This is a genomic window from Tepidicaulis marinus, assembly GCF_000739695.1.
GTDB lineage: Bacteria > Pseudomonadota > Alphaproteobacteria > Parvibaculales > Parvibaculaceae > Tepidicaulis > Tepidicaulis marinus.
Genome location: NZ_BBIO01000005.1, coordinates 79,617 through 100,688 on the forward strand (window position 1 = coordinate 79,617; position 21,072 = coordinate 100,688).

23 protein-coding genes are annotated in these 21,072 nt (G+C 60.5%); 9 read left to right on the forward strand and 14 right to left on the reverse strand.

The genetic code is table 11. The features are described from left to right. Positions 1 to 27: 27 nt before the first annotated feature. Together M2A_RS06340 and M2A_RS06345 are read right to left on the reverse strand one after the other, a co-directional pair. Positions 28 to 354, reverse strand: a complete 327-nt coding sequence (locus tag M2A_RS06340) for a 2Fe-2S iron-sulfur cluster-binding protein (RefSeq protein ID WP_045444615.1) — start codon at positions 352 to 354, stop codon at positions 28 to 30. A gap of 27 nt (positions 355 to 381) precedes the next feature. Continuing rightward, positions 382 to 1,410 (reverse strand): NAD(P)/FAD-dependent oxidoreductase, encoded by a 1,029-nt coding sequence (locus M2A_RS06345; RefSeq protein ID WP_045444618.1) that lies wholly within the window; start codon positions 1,408 to 1,410, stop codon positions 382 to 384. A 312-nt stretch (positions 1,411 to 1,722) separates the two neighbouring features. Here M2A_RS06345 and M2A_RS06350 point away from each other — a divergent pair, with 312 nt between their 5' ends. The 6 genes from M2A_RS06350 to M2A_RS06375 all read left to right on the forward strand — a co-directional run bounded on the left by M2A_RS06350 (position 1,723) and on the right by M2A_RS06375 (position 6,790). Next, positions 1,723 to 2,022, forward strand: a complete 300-nt coding sequence (locus M2A_RS06350) for a chorismate mutase (protein ID WP_244444395.1) — start codon at positions 1,723 to 1,725, stop codon at positions 2,020 to 2,022. Positions 2,023 to 2,095: 73 nt separating this feature from the next. Continuing rightward, positions 2,096 to 2,386, forward strand: a complete 291-nt coding sequence (locus M2A_RS06355; protein ID WP_045444621.1) for a hypothetical protein — start codon at positions 2,096 to 2,098, stop codon at positions 2,384 to 2,386. 19 nt (positions 2,387 to 2,405) lie between these two features. Beyond that, positions 2,406 to 4,094 carry an HAD-IIIC family phosphatase gene (locus M2A_RS06360; protein WP_052379252.1) on the forward strand — a complete coding sequence of 563 codons (1,689 nt, stop codon included), beginning with the start codon at positions 2,406 to 2,408 and terminating at the stop codon, positions 4,092 to 4,094. Then, a complete protein-coding gene (locus tag M2A_RS06365; protein ID WP_045444624.1) occupies positions 4,091 to 5,134 on the forward strand; it encodes a GNAT family N-acetyltransferase in 1,044 nt (347 codons plus the stop codon). Before M2A_RS06360 ends, M2A_RS06365 begins: the two co-directional genes overlap by 4 nt. After that, on the forward strand, positions 5,118 to 5,807 hold the full coding sequence (locus M2A_RS06370; RefSeq protein WP_045444627.1) for a class I SAM-dependent methyltransferase: 690 nt from the start codon (positions 5,118 to 5,120) through the stop codon (positions 5,805 to 5,807). The genes M2A_RS06365 and M2A_RS06370 overlap by 17 nt, the downstream gene beginning before the upstream one ends. Before the next feature lie 8 nt (positions 5,808 to 5,815). Continuing rightward, on the forward strand, positions 5,816 to 6,790 hold the full coding sequence (locus M2A_RS06375) for a polysaccharide deacetylase family protein (RefSeq protein WP_045444630.1): 975 nt from the start codon (positions 5,816 to 5,818) through the stop codon (positions 6,788 to 6,790). Between the two features lie 4 nt (positions 6,791 to 6,794). Here the strand turns inward: M2A_RS06375 and M2A_RS06380 are convergent, their stop codons facing one another. The 6 genes from M2A_RS06380 to M2A_RS06405 form a co-directional block, all read right to left on the reverse strand. Then, the gene (locus tag M2A_RS06380) at positions 6,795 to 7,490 is read right to left on the reverse strand and encodes an acylneuraminate cytidylyltransferase family protein (RefSeq protein ID WP_045444633.1); all 696 of its coding nucleotides are present in this window, start codon (positions 7,488 to 7,490) and stop codon (positions 6,795 to 6,797) included. After that, the gene (locus M2A_RS06385) at positions 7,487 to 8,566 is read right to left on the reverse strand and encodes a nucleotidyltransferase family protein (protein ID WP_045444636.1); all 1,080 of its coding nucleotides are present in this window, start codon (positions 8,564 to 8,566) and stop codon (positions 7,487 to 7,489) included. The genes M2A_RS06380 and M2A_RS06385 overlap by 4 nt, the downstream gene beginning before the upstream one ends. 6 nt (positions 8,567 to 8,572) lie before the next feature. Next, on the reverse strand, positions 8,573 to 9,655 hold the full coding sequence (gene neuB, locus M2A_RS06390) for an N-acetylneuraminate synthase (protein ID WP_045444639.1): 1,083 nt from the start codon (positions 9,653 to 9,655) through the stop codon (positions 8,573 to 8,575). Beyond that, entirely contained in the window at positions 9,652 to 10,839 is a 1,188-nt protein-coding gene (gene neuC / locus M2A_RS06395) for a UDP-N-acetylglucosamine 2-epimerase (protein WP_197052856.1), read from the reverse strand. Before neuC ends, neuB begins: the two co-directional genes overlap by 4 nt. A gap of 15 nt (positions 10,840 to 10,854) precedes the next feature. Continuing rightward, a complete protein-coding gene (locus M2A_RS06400; protein WP_045444645.1) occupies positions 10,855 to 11,865 on the reverse strand; it encodes an NAD-dependent 4,6-dehydratase LegB in 1,011 nt (336 codons plus the stop codon). Positions 11,866 to 11,982: 117 nt separating this feature from the next. After that, positions 11,983 to 12,303 (reverse strand): 2Fe-2S iron-sulfur cluster-binding protein, encoded by a 321-nt coding sequence (locus tag M2A_RS06405; RefSeq protein WP_045444904.1) that lies wholly within the window; start codon positions 12,301 to 12,303, stop codon positions 11,983 to 11,985. A gap of 286 nt (positions 12,304 to 12,589) precedes the next feature. On the opposite strand from M2A_RS06405, the gene M2A_RS06410 reads away from it, so the two are divergent. Further along, positions 12,590 to 13,711 carry an NAD(P)/FAD-dependent oxidoreductase gene (locus tag M2A_RS06410; protein ID WP_045444648.1) on the forward strand — a complete coding sequence of 374 codons (1,122 nt, stop codon included), beginning with the start codon at positions 12,590 to 12,592 and terminating at the stop codon, positions 13,709 to 13,711. Positions 13,712 to 13,714: 3 nt separating this feature from the next. On the opposite strand, the gene M2A_RS06415 is transcribed toward M2A_RS06410, so the two are convergent. From M2A_RS06415 to M2A_RS06430, 3 genes are all read right to left on the reverse strand, one after another. Further along, entirely contained in the window at positions 13,715 to 14,110 is a 396-nt protein-coding gene (locus tag M2A_RS06415) for an Hpt domain-containing protein (RefSeq protein WP_045444651.1), read from the reverse strand. A 501-nt stretch (positions 14,111 to 14,611) separates the two neighbouring features. After that, entirely contained in the window at positions 14,612 to 14,998 is a 387-nt protein-coding gene (locus M2A_RS18145) for a hypothetical protein (protein ID WP_197052857.1), read from the reverse strand. Positions 14,999 to 15,125: 127 nt separating this feature from the next. Next, the gene (locus M2A_RS06430) at positions 15,126 to 15,458 is read right to left on the reverse strand and encodes a nuclear transport factor 2 family protein (RefSeq protein ID WP_045444657.1); all 333 of its coding nucleotides are present in this window, start codon (positions 15,456 to 15,458) and stop codon (positions 15,126 to 15,128) included. A 71-nt stretch (positions 15,459 to 15,529) separates the two neighbouring features. Between M2A_RS06430 and M2A_RS06435 the strand changes: the two genes are divergently transcribed. Beyond that, positions 15,530 to 15,943: a winged helix-turn-helix transcriptional regulator gene (locus tag M2A_RS06435; protein ID WP_045444660.1), complete on the forward strand. Its 414-nt coding sequence runs from the start codon at positions 15,530 to 15,532 to the stop codon at positions 15,941 to 15,943. Between the two features lie 415 nt (positions 15,944 to 16,358). Continuing rightward, entirely contained in the window at positions 16,359 to 18,638 is a 2,280-nt protein-coding gene (locus tag M2A_RS06440; protein ID WP_045444663.1) for a coiled-coil domain-containing protein, read from the forward strand. A gap of 17 nt (positions 18,639 to 18,655) precedes the next feature. Here M2A_RS06440 and M2A_RS17205 read toward each other — a convergent pair whose 3' ends face one another. Genes M2A_RS17205 through M2A_RS06455 form a run of 3 tightly spaced genes read right to left on the reverse strand, consistent with a single transcriptional unit; the run spans position 18,656 to position 21,070 of the window. Then, on the reverse strand, positions 18,656 to 19,333 hold the full coding sequence (locus M2A_RS17205) for an ABC-type transport auxiliary lipoprotein family protein (protein WP_052379253.1): 678 nt from the start codon (positions 19,331 to 19,333) through the stop codon (positions 18,656 to 18,658). Next, positions 19,330 to 20,253, reverse strand: coding sequence for an MlaD family protein (locus M2A_RS06450; RefSeq protein WP_045444666.1), 924 nt, complete (start codon positions 20,251 to 20,253; stop codon positions 19,330 to 19,332). Before M2A_RS06450 ends, M2A_RS17205 begins: the two co-directional genes overlap by 4 nt. A gap of 37 nt (positions 20,254 to 20,290) precedes the next feature. Beyond that, entirely contained in the window at positions 20,291 to 21,070 is a 780-nt protein-coding gene (locus M2A_RS06455) for an ABC transporter ATP-binding protein (RefSeq protein ID WP_045444669.1), read from the reverse strand. Positions 21,071 to 21,072: the final 2 nt, after the last annotated feature.

Consider the following 21,072-nt stretch of genomic DNA (forward strand, 5'->3'; position numbering starts at 1 on the left):
GGCGAGGAAAGCCGGGGCCAAACCCCGTTAGGCGGGCTCCGGGGCCTTCACATTTTCCGGAAGAACGAGACGCAGCCCGTCGAGCTCCTCGGTAAAGATGAGCTGGCAGGACAGGCGCTCGTCCGGCTCGGCGAAATTCTCGTCCAGCCGTTCCAGCTCGTCCTCGCGCGGCTCGTGCAGCCGGGCGGCCCAGGCCGGGTCCACATGCACCTGGCAGGTGCCGCAGACGCAGGAGCCGCCGCATTCCGCCTCAAGGCCGAAACCATGGGCGCGGATGATTTCCATCACACGCCATCCTTCCACGGCGTCGAGCGCGTGCTCGACCCCGCCGCTGTCAGCGACGATGATTTTCATGTGTCCGCTCCTTGCTAAGGAGAAAGATCAGGCGACGCCGAGCTTCTTCTGCAGGCTCGTCGACGAGGTCGTGTACTGGAACGTGATCTTGGCTTCCGGATTGATGTGCTTGAAGGCAGCCTGCGCCATCAAAGCGGCTTCATGGAAACCGGAAAGGATCAGTTTCAGCTTGCCCGGATACCAGTTGATATCGCCGATGGCATAGATGCCGGGCTCGTTGGTGGCGAATTTCTCCGTATCCACCGGGATCAGGTTCTCATGCAGGTTGAGCCCCCAATTGGCGATGGGACCGAGCTTCATGGTGAGCCCGAAGAAGGGAAGCAGCGTGTCGCATTCGACGTTGAAATCGCCGTCCTTGCCCTTCACCGTCACCCCTTCCAGCTGCCCGTTGGCACCGTGAAGCTCAGTGATCTGGCCGAGATGAAATTTCATCTTCTGCTCGTCCACCAGAGCGCGCATCTTGTTCACCGAATCCGGCGCGGCGCGGAAGCCGTCCCGGCGGTGAATGAGCTGCATGGAATTGGCCAGCGGCTGCAGGTTGATCGTCCAGTCGAGCGCGCTGTCGCCGCCGCCGGAGATCAGGATGTTTTTGCCGCGGAAATTTTCCATCTTTTTGACGGCATAGAAGACCGACGTGCCTTCATATTCCTCGATGCCCGGGATCGGCGGCTTCTTCGGCTGGAAGCTGCCCCCGCCCGCGGCGATGACGACGACCGGCGCTTCGAAGACGAGCCCGCCATCGGTCTTCAGACGCCAATGGCCTTCCCCGGTCTTCTCCATGCTCTCGACCATCTCATTATAGTGATAGGTCGGATCGAAGGGGGCGGCCTGCTCCATCAGCCGGTCCGTCAATTCCTGGCCAGACACTTGCGGCAGGCCCGGAATGTCGTAAATCGGCTTTTCCGGATAAAGCTCCGCGCATTGCCCGCCCGGCTTGTCGAGAATATCGATAAGGTGCGCCTTCAGGTCCAAAAGGCCCAACTCAAACACCGCGAAAAGCCCCACAGGGCCTGCGCCGATGATGACAACGTCCGTCTTGATCGTTTCCTGGGTCATAAAATGCCGTCCATCTGTGTCGCACCCGGCGCCCAATTAGCAAGGCTGGCCTGTGAGGTAAAGAACAAACTCCTGTTGTAATAATCATTCAAATTCAAAATTCAAGTGTGAAAATTGACAATTCACACTATATGTGTGTTTATTAAGGCGGTATTTCTGCCTTACCGGGCCTCTTCCGCCACCCGCCCTTCGGCGACGGGCGCATCTGCCACACCGGTTTTCCGGCGATTTCAGGGTGACTTTCCCGGCCCGATGCCTATCTTGCCCCTAGATAGACCGATTTGCCCCCCGATTGACCCCAAGGAGGACCCGGTGGCCGTGCACTGCGAAACCATGTCCGATGTACGCCGTGAAATCGACCGGTTGGACCGCGAGCTGGTGAAACTGCTGGCCGAGCGGCAGGGTTATATCGAACAGGCCGGCCGCATCAAAGGCCAGCGCAGCGCCGTGCGCGACCAGGCCCGCATCGAGGATGTCGTCCAAAAGGTCCTGGCCGAGGCCGAAAAAGCCGGCCTCTCCGGCGCCATCGCCGAACCCCTCTGGCGGCTTCTCATCGAAAAGAGCATCGAGCACGAATACGAGGTTTTCGATAAGAAGTCGGCCGCCGAGTAAGGGTTCATTAGCGTAAACCAAAGTTTAACGCCTCTCCGTTACCCAGTTAGGATGGGTATCATGGGAGAGTGAGATGCAGCGCGACGCCCTTCTGGCACTACTGGAAAATGCCATTGCGCAGGTGAACGCCACCCTGGCGCCGGAAAAGCAGATTTCCGCCGCACCCGGCACCGTTCTGACGGGCGCCGAAAGCCAGCTCGACTCCCTGACCCTGACCACACTCTTTTTTGAGATCGAAGCCCGCGCGAGCGCAGAAGCCGGCGCGAGCATCGATCTTTTCGGCGCGCCCTTTCTTCTCGACCCAGACCATTCCTTGACTGTCAACGATCTTGCATTCTGGCTGAGCGAACAGCTGGCCGCCTGACGCAAACGCCCGGAACCTGATGACCCAGACGCCAGCCCTCACCTTCTACACATCCTTTACCGGCGGCACGCTGGCGCGCCTTGCCACGGCTGCAGGACTGCCTGCGGTAAGTGAGCCTCTGGATGCGATAGAAACAGAGACGCAAAAAGGACCGGCATTTTTCTGGGCAACAGCCGAAGCGGTCAGCCCTGCTTTTGCTGCCGCCCAGCGCATGGAAGACGTAGATCCTGCGCAAGTCTGCGAAGATGCCGCAGCTTTTGGCCGCCGCCTGTGCCGCCACGCAGAAGGCCGCCCGGCCTTGCTCGCGGCAAGTCTTGTGCCTGCCCTGCCGGGACGCGGCCTTGGCCCGCTGGAGCTGACCCATGAGGCAGGGCTGAAACGCCTTCTCATGCAGATGAACCTGACGCTCGCCGACACGCTGGCAGGCAGCAGCGTCCTGCTTCTAGATGCCGAGCGCTGGCTCGCTGCGGCAGGCCCTCAGGCCTATCAGCCCAAGCATTGGTATGTTGCGAAAATTCCTTTCAGTGACGGCGTATTCCGTGCCGCAATCACCGACCTTACCGCCACCCGGCGCGCGCAAAGGGGTGAGGCGCGCAAGATCATCCTTACCGATCTCGACGACACGCTTTGGGGCGGCATTCTGGGGGAAGTCGGCTGGGAAAAACTGCGCCTGGGCGGCCACGACTATATCGGTGAGATGCACCAGGACATTCAACGCGCCTTGAAAGCCTGGTCGAATACGGGCGTGCAGCTCGCCATTCTGTCCAAGAACGATGAGCAGAACGCGCTTGAAGCCCTCGCCTCCCATCCGGAAATGATTTTGAAGGAAAGCGATTTTGCCGGCTGGCGCATCGACTGGAACGATAAAGCCGCCAATCTGCAGAGCCTCCTTTCCGAACTGCGTCTCGGACTGGAGAGCGCCGTTTTCATCGACGACAACCCCGTGGAGCGGGACCGCATCCGGCAAACCTTCCCGCAGGTTTTCGTACCCGACCTGCCCGCCGACAAAACTCAGTGGCCAGGATTGATCCGCAATCTCGATCTTTTCGACCGCGCGGCGCTTAGTGATGAAGACCGGGCCCGCTCGCGCATGTATCAAGCCGAACGCGCGCGCAATCAGGACGCCGTGAAAACGGCCGGACAAATGGAGAGCCGGGAAGACTGGCTGCGCTCACTGGAAATGCAGGTCACCGCATCGCCCCTGAATGGCACGGACATGCAGCGCGCCGTGCAGCTGCTCAACAAAACCAACCAGATGAATCTAACGACCCGGCGGCTTTCAGAAGAAGAGCTCAAAGCCTGGCTTAATGAGCCGGGCCGCGAGTTCTGGACCTTCCGTGTCGCCGACAAGTTTGGCGATACCGGCCTGACCGGTTTGCTGGGTCTTGAGGTTTTAGCCGAAACCGCGCTCATCACCGATTTCGTCATGAGCTGCCGTGTGATCGGCCGGCAGGTGGAAAATGTTTTGCTCGCCCATGCCTATACGCGGGCAAGGGCCAGTGGGGCAGTAAAACTTGAAGCCAAACTCCTGGAAACCGAACGCAACACGCCCTGCCTTGAATTCTTCCAAAAGGACGCTGGTTTTCAGGAAGAAGCCGGCAGGGTCTTCACCTGGGACATGGGAACGCCTTACGCGGTGCCCAGCACCATAGGTTTTTCTTTTCAAGAGGGCGAAGCTGAGAAACTCCTTACGGAGACCCGGTTATGAGTGCGCTTACCATTCGCTTTGCCGAGCCGGGCGACCGGGACCGCATCATGCTCTTCTGGCATGAGCATTGGATCGCCGGCCACATCATGAGCCGGGACACGGAGCTTTTCTCTTGGCAATACCAAGACGGTAACAAGCTCAATATCGTCATCGCAGAAAAGGGCGATGAGCTTCTGGGTTTTCTCGGATTCATCCCCGACAGCCGCTTCGATACCGATACACGCCCTGAAGAACAGGTAATCGCGCTCGCCGGCTGGCGCACGAAGGACGGCGCCCCGCCCGCTCTGGGTACCGCGCTTCTGGCTCACCTGCGCAAGAACGTACCCCACGGCGCGCTTGTCACGTTAGGGCTCAACGCAGATGTCGCGCGGCTCTATGAAAGATTGGGCTTCAAGACCGGCCTCATGGATCACTGGGTCCTGCCCAATTGGCAGATGAGCGCTTACCGTCTTCTGAAATTACCGGCTGGCGTTCATTTGCCTGCCGCTACTGGGAACAAGATCCTCCGGTGCCTTTCGGAAAACGATTTTCCCCTTTACGCAAGCGGGCGTAAATCGGGGTTTTATATAAGTGCCCGCTATGCACAGCACCCGCGCTATGAGTATCGCATTTACGGCGTTGAGCAGGACGGGGTTCCCGAGGGGCTCATCGTTCTGCGCATCGCGGAGGCTGAGAACGCCAAGGCCTTCCGGCTTGTCGACATGTCGGGGCCGCAGACCCTCTTTGCCGGGATTGCCCCCGCCCTTCAAGAACTGATGCATAGCGAAGGCGTGGAATATGCCGACTTCTTCTGCCACGGCGTCGAAGCCGAATACATGAACGCAACGGGCTTCATGGATGTGGCGGCCACAGGCGCCACCGTCCCCAACCATTTCGAACCCTTCGTTCCCGACAACAGGCCGATCCCTTACGCCATTCTCAATCCAAAAAATATTCCCCCGACCTTATGCAAAGGGGACGGCGATCAAGATCGCCCCAACCTGAACGACCCGTCTTCCCCTTCCCGCATGGAGCTGGCCACGCATGAACACCTCAACTGAAAAAGCGACCCGACAAGGGGCTTGGGAGACTGCATATGCAAAAGGGCAGAATTTCGTTTTCTACCCGCATGAGGAAATTATCCGCTTTCTCGCCCGTCATGTGCGCCGCCGCACAGGCCTCGACAGCTACAAAGACATGATGCCGGGCGCGAAAGGTGCGAGGCTCCTTGATGTGGGATGCGGCATTGGCCGCCATCTGCTTCTTTCTCATCAAATGAGCTTCGACACATACGGGATCGATTTATCATCGAAAGCCATCGACCTTGCCCGTGACTGGCTGAAACGGGAAGGCATGGAGAAAACCGATGAGCAGATTTTACAAGGCGACGTACGGCACTTGCCCTGGCCTGAGGACTACTTCCAGGTCGCCCTTTCACACGGGGTTTTCGATAGTATGCCGACGGAGATTGCCCGCGCAGGGATCGAAGACCTTGCCCGGGTCATGATAAAGGGCGGGCTATTCTATTGCGATCTCGTTGCCGGCAATGCAATCGAGGAAACGGTCGAAAGCGAGCACGAGAAAGACACTGTTCAATCCTATTTCGACCAGAGAAAAATCGATCTCCTTTTTGAAGGACGCTTCAAAATAGTCGAACAAGCGCTTACTCACCGGGACGATGTACTGAACGGCACCCGCATGAGCCGCTGGCACCTGATACTTCAGCGAACATAATCACGCCCATGCTCACCATCGTCATGTATCATTATGTGCGTCCGCTGGCACAAAGCGCCTACCCCCGGATCAAGGGGCTCGATACGGCGCTTTTCGATGCGCAGCTCGACTATCTGGCGCATTATTATGAGCCGGTGACGATGGAAGACGTGCTGGGTGCTCTCAAAGGAGAGACTGAGCTACCCGAGCGGGCCATCATGCTCAGTTTCGATGACGGGTACCGAGATCACTATGAAGAAGTTTTTCCTCGGCTGGAAAAACGCGGGTTTAAAGGCGCTTTCTACCCGCCGGCCGCGACAGCTCTCGACCGGGAAATTCTCGACGTCAACAAAGTGCATTTCATTCTCGCCGCTGCGCCGGATACCGGCATGCTGAGGCAAACGCTCGACGCGTGGATCGAGGAAGAAGCGGAGCGCACCGCCCTTCCCTCCCTCACTGCGCTTTCGGCGGAATATGAAAAGCCTTTCGGTTATGACGACGCCGAAACTATTTACATCAAACGCCTGTTACAACACGCCTTGCCCGAAGAAATCCGCAGCCGCCTGACCGACCGGCTTTTCGCTAAATTCGTCAGCGCGGATGAAAAAGACTTTGCCGAGAGCCTTTACTGTAACGCCGCAGAGCTCAGCGAAATGCGCGAGGCCGGTCACCATATCGGCTCTCACGGCGACCGCCATTACTGGCTCTCGCGTCTTACGCCGGAGGACCAGCGCCGCGATATCGAAAACTCGATGCGTCTGCTCGACGTGATCGGCGCATCCCGGAAGGATTTCACTTTCTGCTATCCTTACGGCGACTACAACGAGGCAACGGAAGCCGTTCTGAAAGAACTCGGCTGCGCCGCCGCGCTTACAACCAAGGTAGGTCTGGCCGAAATCACACCAGAAAACGCGCTACGCCTTCCCCGCCTCGATACGAACCATTTGCCGAAAGAAAGTGGCGCCCCGGCGAATGAATGGACCCAGCGGGTGCTTGGCAAATAACCGGTCAGGCTCGGCGACGCCCCATTAAAAACGCTGCAAATTCAAAATCGAGCGCCGTGTCGATATCGACGGAGCGCTCTTCTGGCATCTCGTAAAGGCGCGTGCCCGGCTGGAAAAGCTTCATATCGGCGGTGAGCACCTCCCGGCGCCAGACATAGACAGAGCCGTTCATATCGAAGGTGCGCGGCGCGTCCTGACGGCGGGCAAGCGGCGGATCGACCGGCTTGGAAAGTCCCACGGTTCCATCCGCCCTCTCTTCCACCAAAGAAAAGTAAGGCGAGCATTTGGCAGGCGAACCGGTGATGACATTGGGGGCGCCGCTTTCCTCCAGAAGCGCCACTGCGCCTTGAATATCGGAAGGTTCCCGCAAAGGCGCGGTCGGCTGCAAGTCCACCACCACATCGGAATGCCCATGCCGCTTTTCCACTTCTTCGACGCAGTGGAGAATAGCCGGAAGCTTGGGCGCCGTATCGCTGGCAAGGTCAGCGGGCCGCAAGACCAGCTCGTCCGCTCCCGCTTCTTCAGCGGCGCGCAAAATCGCTTCATCGTCGCTTGAAACAGCCACCGTCTCGAAGAGCCCGCTCGCCAGCGCCTGGACAATAGAATGCGCGATCAGCGGCTTGCCGCCGAGCGGGCGGATATTCTTTCCCGGCACGCCCTTCGAGCCGCCCCGCGCCAGAATGGTGCAGATCCGCCTCACAGCATTTTACCTTTCACAGCGCCGTCCTTGCCGAAGACCGCGCCATATTCTTCCTGCGCCTTGTCGAGATCTTCAAAGCGGCCGATATCGATCCAGTATTCATGGATCGGGAAGGCGGCGGCAAGACCGCCATCCTTGATCAGCGCCTCGAAAAGCTCGGGCATGTCATACATTTCATCTTCCGGCACATAAGAAAGGACGGAAGGCGAAAGCGCATAAATACCGCCATTGACGAAATAGCTTTGCACCGGCTTTTCCACAATGCCGGTGATGCGGTGCCCGCGCGTGTCGATCACCCCGTAAGGCACCTGCAAACGGTAATCGCGCACGCCCATCGTGGCATCAGCTTCCTGTTCGTTGTGAAAATCGATAAGACGCCGGAAGTCGATATCCGTCATGAGATCGGCATTCATGACGAGGAAAGGTTCCACCGGCCGCTCGGGCAGAAGATGCAACGCGCCTGCCGTGCCGAGGCGCTTATTTTCTTCGAGATAAGTAATCTCAACGCCCCATTTCGACCCGTCCTTGAAATAGTCTTCCACTTTTTCCGACTGATAATTGACGGAAAGGAAGAGCCGCTTGAAACCTTGCTCGGCAAGGCGCTCGATAATGCCTTCCAGCACTGGCTTGCCGCCGACGGGGATAAGCGGTTTGGGCAGATCCTCGGTCAAAGGCCGCAGCCGGGTGCCGAGCCCGCCCGCCATGATCACCACCCAGTTGCCGCTGTCCTGCTGACGCACCAGCTGATTAAGCGTTTCAAGCCCGACAATATGCCCGCCATGATCCACCACCGGCACTTGCGCAATACCGAACTGCTTCATCCATTTAAGGACGGTCGCCCGGTCGATCTCCGGCCCGGCGGTGATGGGGTTCTCCTTCATCGCCTTGGTGACGGGCGCTTCCATCCCCTCCCCGCGCAAAAGCGCGCGGCGGATATCGCCGTCCGTTATCGTGCCTTTCAGATGGCTCTCCCCATCCACGATAAGCACGATCTGCAAAGCGCTTCGATCGAGCGAAGCAATCGCCTCGCGGATCGTCGCGCTTTCAGGCAATGCGGCTTTTTTCCAATCGGCCATTTGTCCTCACAGCCCAATAAGCTCGTCCGGCGCAAAAGCGCGCGGCGCCGGCTTGCCAAGTAGCGACCAGAACGCGAGCGGTGAAAGCCCCGTGCCGGGCCGCTTTACCGTCAAATTTTCTTCCGTAAAAAGCTCACCCTTGGCAATGGGCCGCGCCGCCACAAGGCTCTTGCGCGCCACATCGGCGGTCTCCGTTTCAACGCCGCGCGGCTCTTTGATGCCATCGCCAAGCGCCGCGCTTACCCGGCGCACGCCGCTGACAAGCGCGCGCAAGCCGTCCGGCTCGATGGAGGCTTTATGGTCTGGCCCTGGCAAGGTTTTGTCGAGCGTGAAATGTTTCTCGATCATGGCGGCGCCGAGCGCTGCAGCAGCAATGGGAATATCGATACCGACACTGTGATCGGAAAAGCCCACCGGCAGGCCGAATTTTTGCCTCAACGTGTCCATGGCTTTCAAGTTGATCTCACCATCCGGCGCAGGATAGGCGCTGGTGCAATGAAGCAGCGTCACATTGGCCCGTAAGGCGCGCTGCCCTGCCCCGCTTTTATAAGCCGCCTGAAACGCGCTTTTGGAAGGCACGCCGCCTTCCCCATACCCGAAAGCGAGGACGCCGAGCGCCGCCTCGATCTCCTCCAGCCGCGCCATGCCGGTGGAAAGAATGACGGGGCGGCGGGTGCGCGCAATGGCCAGAAGGAGCGGCGCATTGGTCAACTCGCCCGAGCCGATTTTAAGCCGCGCCAGCTCAAGCCGGTTTGCTAGTAAATCGAGGCTTGGAAAATCGAACGGCGTCGACAAAAACTCGATGCCGCGCTCCGCACAGCGCGTTATGAGGGTCCGGTGCGCCGCTTCATCCAGCTCCAGCGCCTTTAGCATCTCGTACTGGCTTTGTGCCTTGCCGGTTTCCAGCTTCTGATAGGCGGCTTTGGGCGCGGCTTTCGTGGCAATCGCATCGGCGCTGAAGGTTTGAAACTTGATGACATCGGCCCCGGCATCCGCGGCGACATCAACAAGTTTAAGCGCCCGCTCGAGCGACCCGTTATGGTTCACGCCCGCCTCGGCGATGATCTCGACATAGGGCGGCTTGCTCATGCCGTCACCTCAAGCTCGTAAAAACGTTTCATCAGTACGTTTTCCAGCGGCAGATCGCGCAGTTTTTCATAAATCCGCTGCGAGGCCCCGCCCCGCCCATAAGGTGTTTCGCAGCGCTTTGCCCGAACTTGCATGTCTTCCGATAACGCCTCACGGATTGCCGCGGCAATCGCGCCGGCTTCCGCCTCACAATCGATCACGCAAGGCGCGCGCAGCCGCCCCTGCTGGCGCGGACCGATATTGACCGTGGGCGTACCCACTGCCGGCGCCTCAATGATACCGCTAGATGAATTGCCGATCACGGCATCCGCCGCGCGCAGCACCGTGCCGTAGCGCCGCCGCCCGAGCGATTGCACACACACGGTGCGCGGCGCATGACGCACGGCATAAGCTTCGATAAGCCGGGCAATTCCTTCTCCGGCCGTATCCGCATTGGTGCCGGTAAAAATGATCCGGGCCTCGGGAAAGGCATCGAGCGCGGCGAGAAGCTGCACCGCCGCTTCCCCGGCCTCGCCTGCCAGCGTCACAGGGTGATACGTTACAAGAAAAAGCGGCCCGCCTGCCCCCGGCACACCAAGCCCGGCAAGAATGTCCTGCAGGTCCGCTGCATCTTCGGCTGGCTCTTCCGTCAGGGGATCAAGGCCCGGCGCGCCGACATTGAAAACACGCGAAGGGTCTTCGCCCATCTGAATGACCCGGCGCCGGTAAGGCTCGGCAGCAACGAAATGATAATGGGCCATCTTGGTGAGCGCATGGCGGATCGCTTCGTCGATCTGTCCCTCGCTTGCCTCTCCGCCATGAATATGGGCAATGGGAAGGCGCGCGAGCATAGCCGCTTCCGCGGCGGCCAGAATTTCGTATCTGTCCCCCAGCACCACAACGATATCGGGCTTCAATGGCTCGAACGCGCGCCCGAGCCCGCCAAGCCCGCGGCCCATCGCCTCGGCAAGACCTGCGGCATCGTCGGCGCCGATCTCCATATCCACTTTCGCGGCGATGGGAAAACCGTCCGCCTCGATCTCGCGCAAGGTCATGCCATGGCGCGCCGACAGATGCGTGCCGGTAACGATGAGCTGCAGCTCTATGGCCGGATCGCGATGCAACAGGCCGATCAGGCGGTGCAGAATGCCATATTCCGCCCGCGAGCCCGTTACCACCGCAATGCGCCGCTGCGCTGCCGTCACCGCGCGCCTCCTCATTCAGATGTTGTAGCGCTCATGCTTATAGGCTTCCAGATTGGCAGGATCGGAGAACCAGGAGATCGTTTCGGAAAGACCGTGGCGCAGCCCGTCGATACCGGCAAATTGCGGTTCCCAGCCGATGAGGCGCTTGGCCTTGCTGTTATCCGCGCAAAGCCGCTCCACTTCGCTTGCCGACGGGCGCAGACGGCTTTCATCCGTCACGACCTTGATGTCCTGCTGCATCAGCTCGCCGATCAGGCGCACCGTATCGCCAATGCTGATTTCAAAGCCGGTGCCGAGATTGACCACTTCGCCGAGCGCGGCATCGCTTTCCAGCATCATGCGAAAGCCCCGCACCGTGTCCGCCACATAGGAAAAGTCCCGCGTCGGCGATTGGTTGCCGAGCTGGATTTCACGTTTACCGGCGGCGATCTGCGAGATCACGGTCGGAATAACCGCGCGGGCCGATTGGCGCGGGCCGAACGTGTTGAAAGGCCGGATCACGGTCACGGGCGTGCCGAAGGAAAGGTAATAGGAAAGCGCCATTTGATCGGCGCCGATTTTGGAGGCGGCATAAGGCGACTGGCCGACAAGCGGATGCTCTTCCGTAATCGGAACGCTCTGCGCCGTGCCATAGGTTTCCGAGGTTGAGGTTTGCACCACCCGCTCCACCCCGAGCGAGCGGGCCGCCTGCACCACATTCAGCGTGCCGGTGATATTGGTTTCGACATAGGAGGACGGGGCGACATAGGAATAGGGAATGGCGATGAGGGAGGCCAGATGCGCCACCCGCGCGCAGCCGCGCATCGCTTCTTCCACCACGAAAGGATCACGGATATCGCCCGCAAAAACCTCGAACTGGCCGCGCACGTCCGGCGCGGCCCTGTCGAGCCAGCCCCAGCTGCTCAGCGAATTATAAAAAACGAAGGCGCGCACGTCATAGCCGGCGCGCACCAGGTTCTCGACCAGATGCGAGCCGATAAAACCGTCAGCGCCGGTAACGAGAATTTTTCCGGTGGCAGCAGACATAAGCGGGAGGTTTCCTCATAGAGAATCTCTCCCGTATTAGAGCCGGATATGGTTAACGATGTCTTGAAACCCGCCTCCGGAAAGGCGGGTTTCCTTAAGAACCAGAGTTAAAAAAGCTTAAAACTGCTTTTCGGGCAGGTCGACGACGAGGCCGTCGATTTCGTCCGTGACCTTGATCTGGCAGGACAGGCGGCTGTTGTCGCGCACGTCGAAGGCGAAGTCGAGCATGTCTTCTTCCATCTGCTCGGCCGTGCCCGTCTTGTCCAGCCAGTCCTTGCCCACATAAACATGGCAGGTCGCGCAGGCGCAGGCGCCGCCGCAATCGGCATCGATGCCGGGAACGGAGTTCTTTACGGCCGCTTCCATCACGGTCATGCCGTTTTCGGCCTCGACCGTATGTTTGGTGCCGTCATGTTCGATAAAGGTGATCTTTGCCATTGTCTTTTTATCGCCGTCTTTGATGCCGGAAGAGTTGCCGCCGCCTCCCTGACCGCAGCCCCTCTTACATAATTGACGCCGGCTCGCCTTTTCAAGGCCTTCCCCTTGAGCCACGCGCTCGGGGAAGCCTGCCAGCACCTTGTTCGCTGAGGGGCTTATCACGCCTCTTTGCCCAGCGTCCAGCCACTTTTCCCCGCCCTTCGGGCGCGGCCCCTCGGCCTTTATGGTCATTTCGCCGCAGGCCGGTTAAAACGGGCGCGGTTCACAAACAACAACGGTTCGGCCCATGACGCCCCCCTCATATGAAAGCGAAGCGGACTGCGTGGTCATCGGCGCGGGCGTTATCGGGCTGGCCGTTGCCCGCGCGCTTGCCCTGAAGGGCCGTGAGGTGATCGTACTGGAAAAGGCCGGGCAGATCGGCACCGAAACCTCCTCCCATAATTCCGAAGTCATCCATGCCGGGATCTATTACCCCGAAGGCAGCCTGAAGGCGCGTACCTGCGTGGAAGGGAAGGAGCGCCTTTACCGCTATCTGGCCGAACGCAGCATCGCCCACCGGCGCTGCGGCAAGCTCATCGCCGCCGCCGGCAAAGAACAGGAAGGCGAACTTGCCGCCATCCGGCAAAAGGCGGCGGCAAACGGTGTCACCGATCTTGAAAGCCTCACCGCCCGCCAGGCGCAGGCCCTGGAACCGGCGCTTGCCTGTAAGGCGGCGCTCCTATCCCCCTCCACCGGCATTTTGGACACCCATGGCTACATGCTGGCCTTGCAGGGGGACCTGGAAGACAGGGGCGGCATGATCGCCTTCGGCGCGCCGCTCTTAAAGGCCGCCCGGCTGAACGATGGCTATGGGCTGGAGGTGGGCGGCGCGGCGCCCATGCGCCTTAAAGCCCGCTGCCTCGTCAATGCGGCAGGTTTCAGCGCGCCGGACCTTGCCCGCAAGATCGAAGGGCTGGACGCAGCCCATGTGCCCCCGGCCTATTACGCCAAGGGCAATTACTTCACGCTATCGGGCAAAGCGCCTTTCTCCCGGCTCATCTATCCGGTGCCGGAGGCAGCGGGCCTTGGCATTCACCTCACCCTCGATATGGGCGGCCAGGCCCGTTTCGGGCCGGATGTGGAATGGGTGGAAGGCCCCGATTATGCGGTGGATGCGGCGCGGGGGGAGCGTTTTTACGGCGCCATCCGCGCCTATTGGCCGGGGCTGGAAGACGGCGCGCTGCAGCCGGGCTATGCCGGCATCCGGCCGAAAATCCAGGCGCCGGGCGAGCCGGCGCGCGACTTTCTCCTCTCCGGCCCCGCCGATCACGGGCTCGAAGGATTGCTCAATCTCTTCGGGATCGAAAGCCCCGGCATCACCGCCTCCCTCGCGCTGGCCGAAGAAGCGGTCATGCGCCTGGAGCTTTGAGATTTAGCTGGCGAGAAGCAAATCGATATAGGCCGTCGCCGTATCGAGCTGAGCTTCGATCTCGCCGATCGCTTTGAGACGGGCGTCCTGCGCGCCTGCGCCAAGGCTCTCCGCCTCTTCGCAGACCGAGGCCACCGCCCACGCGCCGACCGCCTTGGCCGAGCCCTTCAGACTGTGCGCCGCGCGGTGCCAGTCCTGATCACTCTCCGCATCCCGCATCCGGCTCACATAAACCCGGGCCTGCTGGCGGAAAAGACCCAACAGCTCCGATTCCAGATTGCGGTCGCCCATCGTGTAGCGGGAAAGATGAACCAGATCGACCGGCCGCCCCGCTTCGCCGGAAAACCCGTTCAGGCCTGCCAAAGCCTCAGCCTCACTGGCGATAGACATATCCTTCATACCGAAGCCCTTCACAAACGCCACTTACTGCCCAAACCACCCGGGCTACCCAAGTCACCCAAGCTGCCCAGGCACAAATCCGAACACGAATAATGTGCCTGTAGCTCACTCTATCGCGCAATGCCTTCTAAATACTTAGCCCCAATCGTTTTGGCACAGTTTAAAAAACGCTTAATTCCCCTTAAAACTTTAAACAATTAAATCTCGATTTGTTTACGAATGGCGTTATTTACTGTCGAAAATAGTTAATCATTATTAACAAACGGTCGTTTTTAACTTGCGCCTAAAGTTAAGGCTTGGTAAAAATAACAAACGGGGCACCAACAGCCTCGTGAATCGTCAAGAACCCCTCGTAGTGCCCCCGGCGCCCCCCCACGCCGGGGGCTTTCGTTTGCGGGGCACCGACGAAGGAAGCACCGCGCGCCAAGGCGCGCTGCCACACTTCAAGTCTCAGATTGTTAGGATGCTTTTCCGCACGCATTCCATGCAGCAGGAAAATTGTCAGGCTTTCGGTTTCTCCGCGCCCAGCACTTTGTAGCCTTCCGCCGTCAGCTTGCAGACAAGCCAATCTTTCTTGATCGGGTTCTTGAACCAGGGCTCCGCCCAGCCCCGCTCGATGCAGGAGCGGATGGTGCGAATGTCGATCTCCTGCCCTTCATCGTCGAACAAAGGCAGCTTACCGCCCGGCTGTTTCAGCCCGCGAATGAGATAGCGCGTCTGCGCCCAGGTGGGTTTGTGGGAAAAGCGTGCTTCGTGAGCCTGCGGGCCATGCCCCGTCCCGGCAGCAGAGGCTAAGTCCCCGCTGCCGTTCGGAAGATCGTTCCCGGAACGGACGGCCTCCTCCGCCGCCGCCGGAATGGCCCCAAAGCGCTGCCGCTCACCTGCCATATCAGCCTCCCAGGCCAAGGTCTCAAGGCTTGTTGGGAAACCATCTTGAAACCTCGGGCAGCGGGACGCAAGAGCAACCGCGCCCGGCTAAAAGGCGCGGAACCCGCTCATTTCAGCGCCTACCTTCTCAGGGTGAAATGCGCAGCGACTGAATTTGCCCGCCCTTCAGCCCGAAATCGAACGTCAGCATGATCGGCGCACCGGGAAAATCACCCGCCACCTCCGCCCGCACGCGGCAATCACTGTCTTCGGCATCAACGACGGCCCGAGGCAGCGGCACCGCCTTGGCGGCGATCGCCGCGCTGAGAATCCATGCCCTGATTTCTTCACGCCCGCGATGCGTCCGGTTCTCGTCAAAAACCTCCGCATCCGCCGCGAAGGGCGCAAGAATGGCGTCCGCATCCAGCCGGGCGCTAGCCGCCATATAATCGGCAACGGGTTTGGGGAGCATAATCGTCATGACATGTCTTCCTTTTCTCAAGCGCGGCGTGAAAGATTGCCGGGTCTCATACATGCCGCTAGGCTTAGAACATGACAAGAACGCACGAAAAGGTAACTGACAGACCTCCAGGTAAGCGGCCCGACTACACGGCGGAGCTTGCAGCGAGAGGCATCGAAAATGTGCTGCAGGTCATCGGCGGCAGATGGAAACTCGTCATCCTCTTCCAGCTCTTCGGCGGCAAGACCCTGCGCTTTTCCGAACTCGAGCGCGCTATCCCCGGCATCTCGCAAAAAATGCTCATCCAGCAATTGCGCCAACTGGAAAAGGATGAAGTCGTCACCCGCACCGTCCATCCCGAAGTGCCGCCCCGCGTGGAATACCGCCTCACCGACTGGGGTCAATCCCTCTGCCCCGCCCTCGACAGCCTTTTGATATGGGCAGAAGCCGCCTCCGCCAAAAAACGCGAAGCACTGTTGAACTTAGATAAGGCGGACAGTGAATGAACTTTTCGACAGAAACCTGACGCACGAGCGATTTCGGTGTCACGCACATCTTTCTAAACGGAAAATCTCTACGCGCTGCCACTCATCCGCCATATCAACCTCCCGGCCAACCCCTCGAGGTGTGTTGGGAGATTTGTGCGGGCCCTTAAGGGCAACGAGGCAAGCCCCTCAAAATTTCAGCGTCAGCCGGGCGGTTAGGCCGTGATCCTGCGCCTCGTCCGAAAGCTGGCCCTGATAGGCGACGCTGAGACCTGCATCCGCTGAAATCGCACCGCTGAGGCCGGGGGGAAGTGATGACCGCTATTATGGCCATATCCGCCCCCAGCCAAGAACGAGGCGCCACTGCAGCATTGACGCCCCCCGCGCCATGGGCGAGTCTGAGGGCCAACGCGTCCGGAATTCTGGGAAAGCCCGCATGATCAAGCCGACATCCGCCTCCAAGCCTGCCGGGACCGCCCCGGCGCCTGCCCCAGCCGCGCCCGCCGCCAACGAAGACTCGCCCGAGGCCGGCCAGCTTTACCGCCTGATCAACAAGCGCCCCAGCCGCTCCATTCCCTATGTGGCCGCCCTTCTCAGCCTTTTCGCCGCCGGTACCGCCCTCGCCTATATGACCGGCCGTTTCACCGGGCCCGCCGCGTTGCCGTCAACGCTGGGGGAAGCCGCGCCGCTGCTGGCCGCCGTGCTCGCCCCCGTCATCATCATCTGGCTTTTTGCCTGGCTTATTTGGCGCGGGCAGGAAATGCGGCTCATGGCCGAAGCGCTGGCCCGCACCGCTCTGCGCATTACCGAGCCGGACGAGACTGCCCGCGAACGCGCCAAATCGCTCGCCGCGTCCGTGCGCCATGAACTTCTCACCTTACAAAACGGCATGGACGCGCTGCTCGCCAATGCCTCCCATCTCAGCCAGGAACTTGCCGAAAATATCGACACGGTGGACCGCAGCGCGACGCGCACGGAAATGCGCACCGCCGATCTCGTGCGCGCCATTGAAGAGGGCCGCGCCAGCCTGGATGCCATTTCAAAGGCGCTCGGGAGCGAGGCCGATACGGTACGCAAAGCGCTGCGCGAGCAAAATGACGATGTGCGTGCGCTTACCGGCAATGCCGAAAGCGTGTTGAAAGAGGCCGCCGAAAAGCTGCGCCTGCAAACCGAAACCCTTGCCCGCGTGAGCGAGGCGGCGGCAACGGGCGCAGGCAGCACCGCCACCATGCTCGACAAGCAATCCTCGCGCCTGGAAGTCGTGGCCGAAAGCGCGCTTGGCAAAGCCGACACGCTCGCCCAGCGCTACGAGAAACAGCGCGAGACGATGCGCGGGACGGTGGAAAGCATCGAAAAAGAACGCGAGGCCTTGGACGCCGCCTTTACCCGCCAGCGCGAGACGATCGAAACCACGACCGAAGCGCTTGGCGCGCGCACGAAGGAAATCAACGAGAGCGTCTCCAAATTCGCCTCCGAACTCGACCATGCGCTGGAAGCGGCGGCAAAGCGCGCCAAGGTCATGGGCGAGACGTTCCGGCAGGAAGCGGGCGGCATGAGCGGCGCGGTGGAAAACGCCGCCAAGTCCATCGAGGAAGCGGCAGGCAAAGCCTCCCATAAAATCGAACAGGCGGCAGGCTCGATCCGCGCCTCTTCGCAGGATCTGGAAAGCAGCCTGCAAGGCACCACGGACACGATCAGCAGCGCCTATAAAAGCCTGCGCGAGGAAGTCGACGCCCTGGCGCAAAAGGTAGAAAGCAATACCGCCGCGCTGAAAGATACGTTGGAAAGCCAGCTTACAGCTCTTGCCAGCCGCTTTGGCGCGGAAACGGCCGGCCTGAAAGAGGCGGCGGAAGCCACGATGACGGGCATCCACGATCACATCGAGGAACGGTCGAAAGACGCCCGCGAGACGCTGCACGATGCCGCCGTCGATATGGAAAAACTGTCGGAGCAATTGAACTCCGCCATGTTCCGCCTGGGCGGCGCGGCAAAAGATGCAGGCCGCTCGCTCCACGAGGCGACGGACGATTTGCAAAAGCGGATCGACGAGCTGCCTGCCGAGGCGACCGAAGGCGCAAAAGCGCTGCGCGAGGTGATCGAAGAACAGATCGAGGTGCTTGCCTCCATCGCCGATATCGTGGTGCGCAATGCCCGCGTTTTCGACCGCACCGCCGCTGCCGCGCCCCGCACCCATGCCGCACCCATGCCGCCCTACCGCAGCGAGCCCCTGCCCGCCGCGCCCGCAGGCGTGCAGGCCGACAGCCGCTGGAGCCTCTCGGATCTTTTAAGCGCGGCGCGCAAATCGGAAACGAAAGAAAGCGAGAGCGCACGGGGCCCGCAAAAGAGCGGCGATCTGAGCCGCGCCTCTTTGCACATCATCGAGACATTGCAATCGCTTGCCATCGATCTCGACCGGGCGCTGGAACAAAGCCCGCCGCCCGAACTTTGGCGGCGCTATCACGGCGGGGAGCGGAATATCTTCACCCGCAGGCTCTACAACCTGCAGGGGCGCAATCTGCACGACAAGATTGCCGAGCGCTATGAGAACGACCGCGAATTCCGCCAGCACGTGGACAAGTTTATCACGCTCTTCGAGGAATTGCTGACCGCCGCCACCGAAAACGACCGGGAAAACATCCTGCTCGATACCTATCTCACGTCCGATACCGGCAAGGTCTATCTGATGCTCGCCCAGGCAAGCGGCCACCTGAGCTGAAGGAAGGCGCGGCGGCCTCAGCCCTCGCGCGCTTTCATCTCTTCGTGTCCTTCCACGGCATCATGAGTCCATTGCGCCATCTCTGCCATGATACCGCTCAGCCCCGTGTCGAATTCGAGCACCAGCTTCGCGACCCGCGTTTCATTCGTCGGGCGCACCGCCTCGAAGGAACGCGAGGCAACGATCCGGTCATTTGGATAGTCGATGAGCCGCGCATTTAGAACGATATGAACATTCTTACCCGCCCCGCTTTCATTTTCGACACCGAAGGCGCGCAGTTCGAGGCGCAGCTCATAATCCGGTTTCAGCCCGGCGCCCTTGCGCCCCACGGCGAGAAACTTGCCCGTATTGTCGAGCGAGGCGACGGTAAGCGCCTGAACCATGCGCGGCGCGCGGTCGGTCCAGCGGGCATCGGCGAAATAGCTCACCTCGTTAGGGGTCGGCAAATAGACGATCCGGTTCGTATCATAGGCGGCCGGTGAAAAAGGTTCGGCCACGACGATCTGCGCCCGTGTCGGCTCTTCCTGCGGCATGGCAGGCTTTGCCGCCGTCAGCACGAAGATACTGGGCGGCTCGCTATCGGCGGCCGAAAGAACCGCGCAGCCCCCAAGCGCCAGCGCCGCCAATGACGCCAAGACGCCAAGGCGCCCTGCCTTCAAAAGACGGCGCGCGCCGCTCGAAACAAGTCTCATCATTCTGCCCCTTGATATTCCGGCACGTCATTGCCCAGGAGAAAGGCCCCGGGATTGTCTTCCGCCCGCGCGACGACCCTGTCGAGATTGCGCACAAGCTCACGCATCTCCGCGATCAGAAGCGGCATTTCCCCGAGCCCTTCGCGCGCGAAGCGGTCGATGGAAGCGCGGTTACCCTCCACGATGCTTTCGAACTGCTGGCCGAGTTTGCGGTAGGAATTGGCCGTAGCGCGCGCGTCGGCCACGAAACGCCTCACATCCTTTTGCAGGATATCATCCGCGACCGCCGTAATGCTTTCCACATTGCCGGAAATCTTATTCACGTTTTCCAGCGTTTCCTCCAGCGCGTCGGAGCTGGCGGCGAGTTTTTCCGAGACCGTGTTGAGATTGGTCATAATGCCGGTGACGTTCTGATCGTTCCGCTGCACAAGCACACGCAGATCGTGGATAAGTTGATTGGCGTTATCGACGGCTTCGGGCGCGCTGGTGAACAATTGCTGGATGGTGGACTTTTCCGCCTTGATGACGGGATAGTCTCGGCCGCCCTGCGCCTCGAGAGGCGGCGAGCCGGCCGAGCCGCCCGAAAGCTCGATCAAGGCCACGCCTGTCAGCCCGAAAAGCTCAAGCCGTGCTTCCGTGTCTTCCTTCACGGGCGTGCGGGCGTCGAGCTCGACCAGCGCCACCACCTTGCTCGGGTCGTTGCGCGCCAAACGCAGATCGACAACCTGCCCCACCTGGATGCCGTTATATTGAACGGTGCCGGATTTCGTCAGGCCGGAGACGGAGCCTTCGAAAACGATTTCGTAATATTCGTAAGTCCGGTCGAGCTGGAAGCGGCCGATCCAGAGCGCAAAGAGAAAAATCGCGGCGATACCGGCAAGCGCGAAAGCGCCGATAAGCACGTTGTTCGATTTGATCTCCATCAGACAGAGCCCCTCTCTTGGCGTTGGCTTTCCTGTGTCATCCGGGCTTTCCCTGCGCCCGGCCCGCGGCGCGCCCGCGCGGCCCTTTGAAATATTCCGTAATCCAGGGATGATCGCTGGCCATCATATCCTCCATGGTGCCGGCGAGGATAACACGTTTATCCGCCAGAACCGCGATCCGGTCGCAAGTGGCGTAAAGCGTATCGAGATCATGAGTAACGAGGAAGACGGTCAGTCCCAGCGCCTGCTGGAGCTCTTTCAAAAGCCGGTCGAAGGCCGCCGCCCCGATAGGGTCGAGCCCCGCCGTCGGCTCGTCGAGAAACAGGATTTCAGGATCGAGCGCCAGCGCCCGGGCAAGCCCGGCGCGTTTGCGCATGCCCCCTGAAAGCTCGGAAGGGTATTTCGATGCCGCCTCGATGGGCAGGCCGACAAGGCGCACTTTCAGCGCCGCCAATTCGTCCATCATATCGCCGGGCATCTTCAAATGTTCGCGGTAGGCCACCTGAACGTTTTCAGCCACCGTCAGCGCGGAAAAAAGCGCCCCGTCCTGAAAGAGAATGCCCCAGCGCTGCTCCAGTGCCTGGCGCTCTTCTTCGTTCAGCATCGAAGGTTCTTCGCCCAGCACCTCGATGCGGCCGGCGGCGGGCCGGTTGAGCCCGACGATCGTGCGCAAAAGGACCGACTTGCCGGTGCCCGAGCCGCCGACAATGCCGAGCACCTCGCCCTTGCGCACTTTCAGGTCGAGATTTTCATGCACGACATGATCGCCGAACTGCGTGCGCAGCCCCCTCACATCGATGACCGCCTCATCCTTCATGC

What these genes read in the sequence shown, in the direction of transcription:
- M2A_RS06450 (WP_045444666.1), bottom strand. Translation starts at nt 20,253, where the DNA reads ATGGAGATCAAATCGAACAACGTGCTTATCGGCGCTTTCGCGCTTGCC.
- M2A_RS06370 (WP_045444627.1), top strand. Translation starts at nt 5,118, where the DNA reads ATGAACACCTCAACTGAAAAAGCGACCCGACAAGGGGCTTGGGAGACT.
- M2A_RS06340 (WP_045444615.1), bottom strand. Translation starts at nt 354, where the DNA reads ATGAAAATCATCGTCGCTGACAGCGGCGGGGTCGAGCACGCGCTCGAC.
- M2A_RS06345 (WP_045444618.1), bottom strand. Translation starts at nt 1,410, where the DNA reads ATGACCCAGGAAACGATCAAGACGGACGTTGTCATCATCGGCGCAGGC.
- M2A_RS06360 (WP_052379252.1), top strand. Translation starts at nt 2,406, where the DNA reads ATGACCCAGACGCCAGCCCTCACCTTCTACACATCCTTTACCGGCGGC.
- M2A_RS06440 (WP_045444663.1), top strand. Translation starts at nt 16,359, where the DNA reads ATGATCAAGCCGACATCCGCCTCCAAGCCTGCCGGGACCGCCCCGGCG.
- M2A_RS06385 (WP_045444636.1), bottom strand. Translation starts at nt 8,566, where the DNA reads ATGGCCGATTGGAAAAAAGCCGCATTGCCTGAAAGCGCGACGATCCGC.
- M2A_RS06405 (WP_045444904.1), bottom strand. Translation starts at nt 12,303, where the DNA reads ATGGCAAAGATCACCTTTATCGAACATGACGGCACCAAACATACGGTC.
- M2A_RS06365 (WP_045444624.1), top strand. Translation starts at nt 4,091, where the DNA reads ATGAGTGCGCTTACCATTCGCTTTGCCGAGCCGGGCGACCGGGACCGC.
- M2A_RS06355 (WP_045444621.1), top strand. Translation starts at nt 2,096, where the DNA reads ATGCAGCGCGACGCCCTTCTGGCACTACTGGAAAATGCCATTGCGCAG.
- M2A_RS06435 (WP_045444660.1), top strand. Translation starts at nt 15,530, where the DNA reads ATGACAAGAACGCACGAAAAGGTAACTGACAGACCTCCAGGTAAGCGG.
- M2A_RS17205 (WP_052379253.1), bottom strand. Translation starts at nt 19,333, where the DNA reads ATGATGAGACTTGTTTCGAGCGGCGCGCGCCGTCTTTTGAAGGCAGGG.
- M2A_RS06410 (WP_045444648.1), top strand. Translation starts at nt 12,590, where the DNA reads ATGACGCCCCCCTCATATGAAAGCGAAGCGGACTGCGTGGTCATCGGC.
- M2A_RS06400 (WP_045444645.1), bottom strand. Translation starts at nt 11,865, where the DNA reads ATGTCTGCTGCCACCGGAAAAATTCTCGTTACCGGCGCTGACGGTTTT.
- M2A_RS18145 (WP_197052857.1), bottom strand. Translation starts at nt 14,998, where the DNA reads ATGGCAGGTGAGCGGCAGCGCTTTGGGGCCATTCCGGCGGCGGCGGAG.
- M2A_RS06375 (WP_045444630.1), top strand. Translation starts at nt 5,816, where the DNA reads ATGCTCACCATCGTCATGTATCATTATGTGCGTCCGCTGGCACAAAGC.
- M2A_RS06430 (WP_045444657.1), bottom strand. Translation starts at nt 15,458, where the DNA reads ATGACGATTATGCTCCCCAAACCCGTTGCCGATTATATGGCGGCTAGC.
- neuB (WP_045444639.1), bottom strand. Translation starts at nt 9,655, where the DNA reads ATGAGCAAGCCGCCCTATGTCGAGATCATCGCCGAGGCGGGCGTGAAC.
- M2A_RS06415 (WP_045444651.1), bottom strand. Translation starts at nt 14,110, where the DNA reads ATGAAGGATATGTCTATCGCCAGTGAGGCTGAGGCTTTGGCAGGCCTG.
- M2A_RS06455 (WP_045444669.1), bottom strand. Translation starts at nt 21,070, where the DNA reads ATGAAGGATGAGGCGGTCATCGATGTGAGGGGGCTGCGCACGCAGTTC.